This window comes from Paenibacillus sp. FW101-FHT12H11 (assembly GCF_058790355.1).
Map to the genome: position 1 here is coordinate 695,131 of NZ_JBYTCO010000001.1, position 13,221 is coordinate 708,351.

Sequence of the window (13,221 nt, forward strand, 5' to 3'; positions counted from 1 at the left end):
GATAGTTCAAATCAAGCTTTTCAGAGCGGGGGGGTTAGAAAACTGCTTTTTATGAAAAATAAGAAAGCCCACCAAAGATCCGAATAATTTAGATTGGAAATGGAAAAATATAGGACGAAAGGAGGCGTGTCCATGCCAACCGTAAAGAACTTTGATCCTAAAGTGATTTCGCTCTTACAAGAGAAAATAAAACGGATCCAAACAAACAAAGGAGCTATCTATCTAGTTGGCCCCATAAAATTACCCGTTAACTTGCAGGGGGAAACCGTCGAGTTTAAATGGTATTGCTGGCTGAACTGCAATGAAGTGACGGAAGATTTTGAGCGTATAGTGGCCAAATTATCCGCTGCTAATTTAGCTGAGCTTCAACAATCGAGTGTACTTGTCCATGGGGATTTTTCAAATGCCGATCATGCCTTGATCCGTTTTCACTCGATCTGTCATACTGGAGATATTTTTGGCAGCAAGCGATGTGACTGCGGATACCAGCTCAAACAGTCAATGAAACATATTGCCGAGCATGGAAACGGAGCGTTATTTTATCTAGCAAACCATGAAGGAAGAGGCATCGGGCTCTTTAGTAAGGCTCTTGCGTATATTCTTCAAGAAAATGGATTTGATACCGTAGATGCCAATCTTCAGCTTGGTTTCGTGGATGATTCCCGTGATTACAGTGATGCCATCAGGGTTTTGCAGACGCTTAGAACAAAGCCCGTCACCTTGATTACGAATAATCCAAGGAAATTGGATGCGCTTAGAAAGGCGGGGCTGGAAGTAGAGGATCGTGTTCAGCTTTGGGGAGATGTCTCTGAATATAACGAGAAGTATTTGAAAACGAAAATCGAGCGAGCAGGACACTTAAACGAAGGTGAAGACTGTTGTAACAATGACTAACCGCGAATACGACATGAAGTTGCCCCTTATGCAAGAATGAAGGCGGATAGTAATAATAAGGAATCGGACTAGCATACCCTAATAAGGAATGGGGGGACTTATTATTATGGGGCATGGAGCGTTATTACCTCTTTTTTGGTTGTTTCTAAGTATATTTGTCGTACAAATGGTGCTGAGCAGAATGAAAGGAATCCGGATTCCTTCTGTCTTGGCCTATTTGATTATAGGCATATTACTTTCCAATTATGGCAAAGGAATGTTTCATCAGGAGCAATTGAAATGGCTGGACGGCCTAAGTGAGTTTGGGCTGTATTACTTAATGTTCTTGTCTGGGATGGAAATCGATTTAAAATTTCTTCGTTTTCAAAAAGGAGCTGAGCTCCGGCAAAATCCACTTATTATCGGATTGTTAGTTTTTGCGGGGAGCGCTTTGTTGGCATTTCTGTTAGGAACCAGGATTCACCAAATAGACCCCTCAATCCAATCCTGGATGGTTATGCTTATTCTTTTGACAACCTCGCTCGGGATCGTAATGCCAATCCTCAAAGAAACGGGAGTAATTAAAAGCCACTATGGGCAACTGCTTTTATCGTCCGCAATCGTTGCTGATCTCATTACCATGATCATACTCTCCATTATAGGAGGATCCTACTATACCGGATTTACCTGGCGTCAGGCATCTGTGGGACTGCTTCTGCCTTTATCCGTAATTATGTATCAAGCTATATTCAGACTGAGAAACACCGCATTTTGGCATAAAGAAATCCACAAAAATTCAGTAGTCCGTTTACAGGGATTGTTAGCTGTTCTCGGTCTATATGGAATCATCACCGATATGACGGGTTCAGAGGCTATTCTAGGCAGCTTTTTAGCGGGGTTTCTAGTAGCAAGTTTTCATCTTCATGATCATCATCCGTTTAAGGAACAGTTAGAAGTGATAGGTTATGGGCTGATTATTCCTATTTTCTTCGTTATGGTTGGTTTCCGTTTTAACATAGGGGAATTTGTAAGATCTCCCGAGGCGTTAGGTTGGGTCCCCCTGCTTCTCTCGACAGCTTATATCGTGAAAGTGCTCCCGATGCTGTGTCTCAGACCGCTCCTAGGTACGCGGAGGGCTCTGGCAGGGGGGGTCCTGCTATCATCCCGCATGACATTAGTTGTTGTTGCGGCATCGATCGGCATGAGATTGGGAGTCATTAACAAGGAAATTCAAGATGCTGTTATTGTAGTTGCCATCATTACTTCTTTGTTATCTCCAATGATCTTCTCCATGAGTATGACGGAAACGTCCTAGCTGACAATTTAGACAAATGAGAAAAGACGAATGATACTGAGCCTCTCAGTCCGTAACGGATTGGGAGGCTTATATTTGCTTTGTACGAAATATCCATGAAATGCCCCTCTAAATACTTTGAAATCCCCCCTTTATTAAAGTCATAGTTTTAGGTATATTGTCGTGTAAACGGAAACAAAATATCAGTTGCTTATAGGAAGTTTTCATCCAAGCATGTACAATAGTCGATAAGAAGTTTACAAAAGGATGGGTTCGTCATGATGAACAGCCGTTGGACACGAAAAATCGTTGTCATGATAAGAAATATGAAATTTCAAAACAAACTCATGTTCGGATATTTATTCGCTTGCGTTATTCCTCTTATCGGTGTAAGCGTTATCATATTTACTCAATCGGCAAAGGGACTTGAGGATTCTTCCCAGGAGTTTGCCTCTTTGTATACGTCTCAGATCAGGACCACTTTGAATCAGTTTATCGACGAATACGACAAAGTGACCAAATCGGTTCTTGTCGACAACGGTTTGATTTACAATTTGGCCGAAGAACAAAGCTTGTCCATGGAAGAGTTGATTAATCAAAAGGTCGCTGTTCAACGCATGCTGACGCGAGTCACCTGGCTCAAATCCGAAATCAGCACATTGATGCTGGTTAGTCGCGATAACAACGTGTATCAATATACGACGACAACAAGCAGAGTGAATGAGAACGCATTACTTGCCCAGGCCAAAGCTTGGAATAAAAAGTATCTGAATACGGATGATCCTTTTTTCATCACAGGGTTACACGATCGTTCCTACTACGAAGATAAAGGTGCTGGTGCGGTTGTGACCGTAGGGAGGGTGCTGTTCAGCTCCAATGGGGCCTATGCGGGCATGCTCCTGATTGACCTTGACCCTTTCACGTTGCTGCAGCTTGATCATGATTTTGTCTTGGCTCGTGATAAATATGGCATGAGTGTCATCATCAGCAATCGACAGGGAGAAATTGTTTATCATTCCGATGCGGCTAGCGGGCGTTTGTCTTGGCATCAGGTTTCCGAATCTGAAACGAATGCGATCAAGGGTACCGAAGACGAAAATCTGATTCTTTTATCAGGAAGTACCTCAAAAGGGGATTTGTCTATTAAAACGGAGATACCGCGTTCAAAGCTGCTGCAGAAAATTAATCGGATCAAAGGAATAACGGTCATCGTCATTCTACTAAGCTGCTTGATTATTACGCTTATTTCTTTTGGATTAAGCTACACGATCACAAGGCCTATTAAAGCACTTCGCAGAAGTATGAAGCAGGCGGAAACGGGACAATATTTGCCCATAGAGAAAGAGCAGGCGAACGATGAAATTGGAAGTCTTGTCTATAGTTACAATAAAATGATTTTAACGATTCGAACCTTAATTGAAGAGGTGTATATTGCGGAAATCAAGCAGCGCCAAGCGAAATTCATGGCACTTCAAAACCAAATTAACCCTCATATGCTCTACAATACGTTGGAATCCATTCGCATGAAGGTATTGGCTAAAGATGATGATGAAAGCGCTGAGATGATCATGATCTTGGCTCGCATGTTTCGGCTTGTCTTAGGCAAGGGAGGCCGACATCATTCGGTGAAGAACGAATTGGAGTATACAGCGAACTATCTGCAACTTCAAAACATCAGATTTGATAATATGTTCAGTTTGAAGATCAGGATTCCTGATGAGATGCTGGCATGCACGATTATCCCTCTCGTTTTTCAGCCAATCGTTGAGAATAGTATCAATCATGGATTCCTGGACTATACCCAGCCTATGCATATTGAGATTGAAGGCGCCTGGACCGAAGAAGGGGAGATCGTCATTCGAATCATTGATGATGGCGGCGGAATGTCCATCGAGAAGCAGCAGGAACTGCTTGCCGGATTGGTGGATGCGGAGCTCGACAAGTACAAACTCGAAGAGGACGTCAAATCGGAGCGCAGTGGACTAGGTCTTAAAAATATTGCAGAACGCATTAAACTCCATTATGGAGATCAGTATTATTTGACGATTCGTTCAGGGATTGAGCGTGGAACAATCGTTGAAATCTACATGCCGAACCATGTGGGTTAACGATGTGAAAAAGGGAGGTTATTTCGTATGAAGGTCATCTTGGTGGACGATGAGAAGAGCATTGTAGAAGGTCTCAAGCGAATGGTTAATCGCTATATACCGGAATGTGAGGTTATTGGTACAGCTCACAATGGCTTGGAAGGCTTCAAGCTTATTCAAACCCTGCAGCCGGATTTTGTTATTACGGATATACGGATGCCTCAGGCAGACGGACTCGAGATGATTTCCATGCTGAAGGACGAAGGCAGCTCGATTCCATGTATTCTTTTAAGCGGATATACAGATTTTGAATATGCTCGGCGCGGTATGCAGCTGGGTGTTCGCTTCTATATCAACAAACCGGTGGAAATAGATCAGCTTCGTGAAAGCGTGTATCAGGTTATGGACGCGATTCGGGCGGATAAAGCAAAAGTTCAAGAAGTAAATGAATTGAAGCAAGAGGTTCTTAGTCGTAAGCAGGAGAAAGCCTGGAGGGATGTTCTCGATCTAGGCAACGACAATTTGGAACTCGTGGAAGAACTGCTTCAGGTTGCCCAGATTCCAATAGAAGGCGCCTTTTTCGGAAGTGTTCTTCTTGAATTCGATAGCAATGTCGATGGAGGTAAGGAGTTCGGACTTCATCCTGTTTTTGACCATATTGACCGCGCCTTTAAACACTATCGCGGGGTTTTCCGCTTTCGCTATACGGGGGCCCAAGTGGCTGTCATCCTGGCCAATGACAAACTGATAAGAAATGAGGATGTAGTCCGGGCCTGTGATCTTCTCAAGCAGGCCGTTTATCAAGATCTGAAGTTGTCCATGACGATCGGAATTGGCACAATACAGAAACGTGCTGTCGGAGTCAGTCAATCTTTCGAGGAAGCGTGTTATGCATTAAGCTACAAAGTCATAAAGGGAACGAATGCTGTGATTCCGTTTCAAGAGATCACGAATCTAACAGGACCAAGCCACGCTGTTCCTGCAGAACTGATAGCCAAGCTGGAAACCGGACTCGATAACATGGACGAAGCGGGGTGTGTAGACATCATCCGGGAGATTTTCCGCAGGATGGAAGCCGAAAAGAGCATGAGACCGGCCGATCTGCAGTCGCAGTGTTTAAACATCCTTTTATCCAGTGTACGGAATATGTCCTTTCAACAGCTGCAGCAGAACGACTTCCTAGGCCGGCATATTCTGTCGCTAGATAGTATTTCCCGGTCTCGGACGTTAGAGCAGCTTGAGGAATGGACCGTGAAAGTGATTCGCGGAATTATTTCGTTCAAGTTGGAGCATAATATTCCAAAGAAGAAAGATATTATTACAGAAATCAAGGAATATATGACCAAGCATTATCATGAACCGATTAAAATTGCGGATCTGGCCGCCCGTTTTTTCATCAGCCCCTATTATTTAAGCCAGTTTTTCAAGCAAAAGACAGGGGATACCTATGTGAATTTTTTGACGCAGATCCGAATTAATAAAGCAAAGGAACTCCTGCAGAACACGGATCTCAAAGTATATGAGATATGCCAAATGGTCGGATATTCGGATACGCAGCACTTTGCCAGGTTATTTGAAAAATTAGCTGGATGCAAACCCAGGGAGTATAGAAAAAATACACCAACTCTGTAACGTATTTGGCCACTCCGATTAGGAGTGGTTTTTCAATATTCTAAGAAATGACCTTGTTTTTACTTGGATTTGCCCAATTGAGGGATATTCCTCCCGACGGTATAGTTATACATGTAAGCGATAACAACAGCAAGATACGGGGGGAATAAAGTGAATGTAATCTCATTAAATCGATTGAAGGTGTATTGGCCGTTGTATGTCATGGCGATTCCGGGAATTGTGTTTCTCGTTATTTTTAAATACATCCCGTTGGCCGGTGCTGTCATCGCCTTCAAAGACTATTCGGTTTTTAAAGGATTCATTGATAGTCCTTGGGTAGGTCTTAAACATTTTAAGACGCTAATTCATCATCCTGATTTCGTCAGGGTGTTCAGCAACACCATGATTTTGGGGCTGTTGAAAATTGTTTTAGTGTTTCCAGTAGCTGTCCTGCTGGCACTGATGATGAACGAAATTCGAAAATCGGCCCTGAAGAAAGGAATTCAAACGGCGCTGTACATCCCGCACTTTTTGTCATGGGTGATCGTGGCCGGTATCATTTTTGACTTCTTTTCCATCAGTGGATTGTTCAATATCGTCTTTGGATGGTTTGGTCATGAACCTGTGTTAGCGATGCAGGAGAGCGCGTACTTCCGGCCTATTTATGTCATCTCATCCATTTGGAGAGACGCTGGTTGGGGAACCGTGGTGTATATGGCTGCCATCAGTGCGATCGACCCGCAGCTCTATGAATCGGCCATGATCGATGGCGCATCGAAGTTTAGGCAAATCCGTCATATTACTTTTCCGCTTCTACTGCCTACCGTGCTAGTCCTGTTCTTGCTTGAAATCGGCAATTTCTTGGATCTAGGGTTCGATCAAGTTTTTAACATGCTTACCCCGATGACTTACAGCGTAGGAGATATCCTCGATACGTATGTGTTCCGAACTGGTATTCAGCAAGCCCAGTACAGCTTTGCAACGGCAGTTGGCTTGTTTCAATCCGTGATCGGATTCACTTTGGTGTTTATCTTTAATAAGCTGTCGAAGAAAGTTTCGGATGGGGGGCTCTGGTAGATATGTACGAATCACGTGGGGAAAAAATATTCGTATCGGCCATTACAGCCATTCTCATCTTGTTGTCTATTATGGCACTTATACCGCTGTTGTCGGTGATTTCCACTTCGTTAAGCTCGAAAAGTGCTGTCGATATGAACCTGGTCACCATCTGGCCCAAGCAATTTACATTGGATTCCTGGGGGCAAATGATTGACCGTCCCGACCTGTGGAAGTCGTTTTTTCTAACGCTCATCACGACGGTGATAGGCACGGGGCTTGCTTTGTTGATGACCGCTTTACTTGCCTACCCGCTGTCGAAATCGGAATTCAGCTGGGGACCTGTTATCATGGTCGGTGTGGTCATCGCGATGATCTTTAAAGCACCAATTATCCCTTACTTCCTGACGGTTCGAGGTGTAGGGTTGTATAATAACCCATTGGTACTCATCGTGCCGCACATTCTGAATCCGTTCAATCTAATCATCATGAGAAGCTTCTTCAAGCAGTTTGCGAAGGAATTGGAGGAAGCGGCATTTATCGAAGGCTGTGGATACTTCCGGATGCTCTTTCAATTCGTGCTTCCACTATCCAAAGCCGTACTGGCGACACTCGCACTCTTTTACGGTGTTGTGCTGTGGAATCAGTTCCAGCATCCGCTCTTTTTCTTGCAAGATCCGAACTGGTTCCCGCTGCAGATTAAAATTCGGCAGTTTATTACCGATGATAACGTGATTATGGTGGGGGCGGCTTCTACAGCTGGCTTGAATTATAACGAGCGAACTTTAAGAGCTGTCACGGTCATCTTCGCTATCATTCCAATTGTGATGGTGTATCCTTTCCTTCAGAAATACTTTGTCAAAGGAGCTATGATCGGCTCGGTAAAAGGGTAATCGAACATTTCTGGTTTATTGGCACCTGCCTTGAACATATGATTTCAATTATTTTCAATAAAGAGGGGGATTCACACATGAGTTTAAAAAAGCTAGGGTTGGTTTCTGCGGCATGTCTCCTTGCAATAACGGCTGTAACGGCCTGCAGTACAAAAAATGGCACCTCCGACAGTGCAGCACCTTCCGCGAAGGTTCAGGATGCGAATGGAAGTGAAGTTGTTGATATTGAAGTATGGGGGACCAACATCGGCTACAAACCGATAACCAAGGGAAGCAAGCTATATGAATTATATAAAGAGAAGCTTGGTGTAGGCGTTATTCATCCCTATGTAGAGTGGAACGGTGGCACGAACTACTTGAACCAGTTAAATCTGAAAATTGCTGCCGGTGAAATACCGGATCTATTCTTGCCGAAAGAGGGCATTGAAAATAGTTTGGCTAAAAATGGAGCGATCGCCGATCTGACAGATCTGCTTCCCAAATATGCGCCGAATCTTTGGGAAGCCATCCCGAAGGACATTTGGGATATTGTTAAAGCTAACGACCCTACCGGCCAAGGGAAAATTTATTTTATCCCCGGTGTAGTCGACTATGGCAGATACGCAGGAATGATTCGCAAGGATTGGCTTGATAAATTGGGCTTACAGATGCCGAAAACGCAAGAGGAGTACGTAAAAGTATTAGAAGCGTTCCGGGACAAAGATCCCAACGGCAACGGACTGAAGGATGAACTGCCAACAGGTGGCCGTCAGGAAGCGCGCTGGATGGATCATTTATTCGCGATGTATGGAGTGGCTATGTTCGAAGGATATCCCCAGTGGGATCTGTACGACGGCAAGCTGAGTTATGCTGCAGTCACACCGAACATGAAAGCCGCTTTGGAATTTGCAGCCAAGTTGTATAAGGAAGGGCTGCTGGATAAAGAGTCGCTGCTCAACGACAAGGCGAAGTGGGACGGAAAAGTAAATGACGGAAGAGCGGGGAACTTCTTCCACTGGGCAGAAACCAGCTATTTATACATGGAAAATACCTATAAAAATACAGGCGTAAAACCTGACTTTGCTGTCCTCCCAGTACCGGAAGTTCCCGGCTACAAAGGATTCTATACGTGGAAGAGATTTTTAGAGCCGCAATGGGTTGTCAAGAACTCGAAGGATCAGAAGAAGCTAATGGCTACGTTGAAGCTGCTGAACAATATGTACGACAAGAAAAATTGGAACGCGCTATTCCTTGGTGTAGAAGGTATGCACTATACGATGAAGGATGGCAAAGCCGTCAAACTTCCGGATGACAAGAGCACACAGGAGAACCTTATCCTTGATCCATATTCCAAACTGTCGACACTTGACTTTATGACGGAGTTAAACAAAAGTACAGCGTCAGAAGATCGGATGTGGGCTGTTGATCAGACCAACAGAAATATGCAAGAAGCACAAAAGTATGCGAAAACCATTGCCGGCGACGGTATACCAGCAAGCATCTATGACGGTTTCCCGGACATTAACAATCGTACTCTGTTTATCGAATATGCGACCAAGATTATTCTTGGGCAATACCCGCTCAGCAAATTCGATGAGTTTGTAGAGAAATGGAACAAAACGGGTGGCGAAGAAGTTACGAAACGTGCTAGAGAGTGGTATTCGAAGGTGAAGAAATAATTATTGCCAAGATAACCCGCCCAAAGTCGAGCGAAAGACGGGCGGGTATTTTGTTTACACAGGAGGCTACGATCGATGAGCAATCGTCTTAAGGAAGTGCTGGAGGGTCAGGAACACAATTACATCCTTCCATTTCTATGGCAGCATGGGGAGGAGGAGCACGTGATCAGGGAGGAAATAGCTCGTGTGCATGAAGCGGGAATTGGCGCTGTGTGTGTCGAGGCCCGTCCTCATCCGGATTTTCTCGGTCCACAGTGGTGGAAGGATATGGACATTATTATGGATGAAGCCCGTAAGCGCAGCATGAAGGTATGGATACTTGATGATGATCATTTTCCGACGGGACATGCAGCAGGTAGAGTAAAGGAGGCTCCCGAGGAGCTTCATCGCAAGTTTTTAGGCGAACGTTTCATCGATACCATCGGTCCTGCCAAGGATTCATCTTTTCTGTTGGATACGTTGCTGATGAGCGGGCTTCGCCCAACTTTTTCAGAACTCAACTATGCGAGCGGGAAGAACAAACTGATTTCCGTAGTCGCCGTCCGTCGCCATCCAACAAACGAAACATTAACAAATGACTGCATCGATATTACGGATCTCGTGCAAGACGGCATCCTCTACTGGGATATCCCTGCAGGCTATTGGCGTGTTTTTATTGTTTCGGAAAACAAGGATGGCGGCAGCCAACTCCAGGAAGATTATTTGAATCCGCTTGTTCGGGATTCTGTTCGAATTCTCATAGATACGGTATATGAAGCTGTGTACGAGCGCTATAAGGATGACTTTGGCAAGACACTTGCCGGATTCTTCTCGGATGAACCGGGATTTTACAATGATAAAGTGACCTTCGACTTCCATTCCAAACCTGGAAAACAAGGGGTTGTCCTCCCTTGGAGCAGCGAAATGCCGGCTTTACTTGAGCAGGCGTTAGGTGAGGACTACCGCAAGCACCTGCATCTCCTCTGGCATGAGGCCGGAGAACAATCAAATAGGGTGCGGTATGCCTATATGAACATTGTCAGTGCGTTATATGCGGAGAATTTCTGCAACCAAATCGGGGAATGGTGCAGGGCCCGTGGAGCAGCCTATATCGGACACGTACTGGAAGACAACAACGTTCATGCCAGGCTTGGCCCCAGTACCGGACACTTCTTCCGATCACTTTGGGGGCAAGACATGTCTGGAATTGATGTGGTGCTGTGGCAGATTGTCCCCGGTTTCGATGAGCTAACTTTCCGTAGTGCTACTGGGATCGCAGATGGTGAGTTTTATCACTATGGTCTTGCCAAGCTTGGCGTGTCGCTTGGACACATTGATCCCAAAAAGCTGGGCAGAACCATGTGCGAGGTATACGGAGCGTACGGCTGGGCGGAAGGCTTGAAGCTGATGAAGTGGATTACAGACCATATGCTCGTTCGCGGAGTGAACTATTTTGTCCCCCATGCCTTTACGCAAAAAGCTTTTCCGGACCCGGACTGTCCGCCGCATCTGTATGCGAATGGGAAAAATCCGCAGTTTCGTTACTATAAGTACTTGAATCAATATATGAATCGCATCTCTCATCTGATATCGGATGGCAGGCATGTGGCATCCGCTGCCGTCTTGTATCACGCTGAGGCTGAATGGTCCGGGGAAGCGATGGTTTTTCAAAAGCCGGTAAAACAATTGATGCAGCACCAGATTGACTGTGATGTGATTCCGGTAGATGCTCTTTTGGACATGGCACGTGTAAAAGACGGGAAGCTGCATGTCCATGTTGAGGATTACGAGTGTCTCATTGTGCCCTATGCGGAAGCACTTCCAGGAGCAATGATTAGGCGTTTGATCCAGTTTGCCGATCAGGGACTCATGATTCGCTTCATCGATGGCTTACCGCTACGGTCGAGTGAAGGCAGGGATGTTTCTGACGAACTGTCGTGTCTTGCCGCTCACCCGAAAGTGAACTTTACTTCCTTGGACATGCTGGCGCAAGATCTTATCGCAGAAGGGCACTATGAGATTCAAGTTGATCAATACCAGCCCTATCTTCGTAATTATCATTATGTGCACGAGAATTTGGATGTTTATATGTTCTTTAATGAACATCCCAATCAAGCCATTCAGACGAAAATTACATTGTCAGCCCATGGTGATGTATTCGCCTATGATGCTTTCTCCAATCGGTTGATGGATGTGCATGTCATCGAGGAGAACGGGGCACAAATGATTCAGCTGGATCTGTCTCCATACGAATCCATCATCCTGCTCAACGGCGCTGATTTAGGTGGTTATACAGCATCACCGCGTTACGCGGTTTCATCGGAAGTTGAGTTGCAAGGCGAATGGACGGTCTCTACCGCTGATGCTGAACACTACCCTCAGTTTACGGAATGGGGAAAACTTACGGCTTTAACGAATATGAGCGGGCCAGATTATTTACCGCGTTTTTCGGGAACTTTCCGCTATGAAATGGAGTTTGAATGGCGTGAGTCGACGAACAGTGTTTTGTTAGATTTGGGAGAAGTATATGAAACGGCAGAAGTATGGTTGAACGGTGAGCCTGCGGGAGTGCGTATCTGTCCTCCGTATCGGATGGAGATTCATGGACTGATCCAGCAGGGCGACAACAAGCTTGTCATTGAAGTGACGAATACACTTGTGAAGGATCAGCGCGACTATTTGTCGGCTTTCGTGCAGCAGGAACCAAGCGGTCTTATCGGTCCTGTTCGGGTGACGAGCGCTGAAGTGGAAGCTATATGAAATATGCAGCGGAGGTACCTGATCTTAAGAAGATTCGCTTAATTGTGAACAGTGATGCCAAAAATGAGGCCGACGACCAGTTTGCCATTGTTCATGCGCTGTTAACGCCTCAATTTATTGTGAAAGGCTTAATTGGTGCCCATTTTGGCGAGGACAGAAGCAAGACCTCGATGCTTGACAGTGTGAAAGAAATCGAGCTTTTGTTGGAACTTATGGATTTGCCGGGAGAATATCCGGTTCTATGTGGGGCAGAACATGCTATGAAAGACGAAACGACGCCTGTGCCATCAGAAGGTGCTGAATTCATTGTTCGAGAAGCTATGTCCGATGATAAAAGGCCATTATATGTAATTTTCCTTGGGGCCATTACAGATCTGGCAGTGGCTTATCTAAGGAATCCAGCCATTGCCGATCGTTTGACAGCCGTATGGATTGGAGGAGGGCCCTGGCCAAATGGTGGAGAGGAATTTAATCTGAAAGGCGATATTCATGCAGCGAACGTCGTGTTCCGTTCTCCAATCCCGTTATGGCAAATTCCCAGAAATGTGTACGCAAAGATGCGTGTCAGCCTTTCAGAATTAAAACAAAGAGTGGAGCCATGTGGTGCTATCGGTCAATATTTATATGACCAATTGGTAGAGACAAATCGAAAATGGGCGCACAATCTGGTTTGGCCGAGGGGAGAAGTATGGACGTTGGGAGATTCCCCTGCAGTGGGACTGCTGATGCACGATCAACCCTATGATTATGATTGGCAGCCAGCTCCGCGTATAGCCTCGGACTTGTCCTACATTCATTATCAATTGGAGAGAAAAATCAGGGTATATCGAGATATCGATGTCCGTTTTATTTTGGAAGACATGTATGCCAAATTAGCTTTTTACAATTTCTTATTGCATAGATAACACCTAATAAACAATCACTCGCTAGTATTGTTTATAGGACAACCCAATTGAATAGGCAGGGGTAGGAGACCAGGAGAAAACCCTTTAAGCAGCAATTGATTGGCT

9 protein-coding genes are annotated in these 13,221 nt (G+C 45.1%); all 9 read left to right on the top strand.

Annotated features, from left to right (window positions below; translation table 11 throughout):
- Positions 1 to 132 precede the first annotated feature (132 nt).
- The 9 genes from AC3WTJ_RS02990 to AC3WTJ_RS03030 all read left to right on the top strand — a co-directional run bounded on the left by AC3WTJ_RS02990 (position 133) and on the right by AC3WTJ_RS03030 (position 13,116).
- Entirely contained in the window at positions 133 to 894 is a 762-nt protein-coding gene (locus AC3WTJ_RS02990) for a GTP cyclohydrolase II (protein ID WP_492520499.1), read from the top strand.
- Between the two features lie 106 nt (positions 895 to 1,000).
- Positions 1,001 to 2,188, top strand: a complete 1,188-nt coding sequence (locus tag AC3WTJ_RS02995) for a cation:proton antiporter (RefSeq protein WP_492520500.1) — start codon at positions 1,001 to 1,003, stop codon at positions 2,186 to 2,188.
- Positions 2,189 to 2,445: 257 nt separating this feature from the next.
- Positions 2,446 to 4,275, top strand: coding sequence for a cache domain-containing sensor histidine kinase (locus AC3WTJ_RS03000; protein WP_492520501.1), 1,830 nt, complete (start codon positions 2,446 to 2,448; stop codon positions 4,273 to 4,275).
- A gap of 27 nt (positions 4,276 to 4,302) precedes the next feature.
- The gene (locus tag AC3WTJ_RS03005) at positions 4,303 to 5,886 is read left to right on the top strand and encodes a response regulator transcription factor (protein ID WP_492520502.1); all 1,584 of its coding nucleotides are present in this window, start codon (positions 4,303 to 4,305) and stop codon (positions 5,884 to 5,886) included.
- Positions 5,887 to 6,087: 201 nt separating this feature from the next.
- Positions 6,088 to 6,942 carry an ABC transporter permease gene (locus AC3WTJ_RS03010; protein WP_379174195.1) on the top strand — a complete coding sequence of 285 codons (855 nt, stop codon included), beginning with the start codon at positions 6,088 to 6,090 and terminating at the stop codon, positions 6,940 to 6,942.
- 2 nt (positions 6,943 to 6,944) lie between these two features.
- A complete protein-coding gene (locus tag AC3WTJ_RS03015; protein WP_492520503.1) occupies positions 6,945 to 7,814 on the top strand; it encodes a carbohydrate ABC transporter permease in 870 nt (289 codons plus the stop codon).
- A gap of 77 nt (positions 7,815 to 7,891) precedes the next feature.
- Positions 7,892 to 9,472 carry a type 2 periplasmic-binding domain-containing protein gene (locus AC3WTJ_RS03020; RefSeq protein WP_492520504.1) on the top strand — a complete coding sequence of 527 codons (1,581 nt, stop codon included), beginning with the start codon at positions 7,892 to 7,894 and terminating at the stop codon, positions 9,470 to 9,472.
- Positions 9,473 to 9,547: 75 nt separating this feature from the next.
- Positions 9,548 to 12,211 carry a glycosylhydrolase-like jelly roll fold domain-containing protein gene (locus tag AC3WTJ_RS03025; RefSeq protein WP_492520505.1) on the top strand — a complete coding sequence of 888 codons (2,664 nt, stop codon included), beginning with the start codon at positions 9,548 to 9,550 and terminating at the stop codon, positions 12,209 to 12,211.
- Positions 12,208 to 13,116, top strand: coding sequence for a nucleoside hydrolase (locus tag AC3WTJ_RS03030; RefSeq protein WP_492520506.1), 909 nt, complete (start codon positions 12,208 to 12,210; stop codon positions 13,114 to 13,116). Before AC3WTJ_RS03025 ends, AC3WTJ_RS03030 begins: the two co-directional genes overlap by 4 nt.
- Positions 13,117 to 13,221 lie beyond the last annotated feature (105 nt).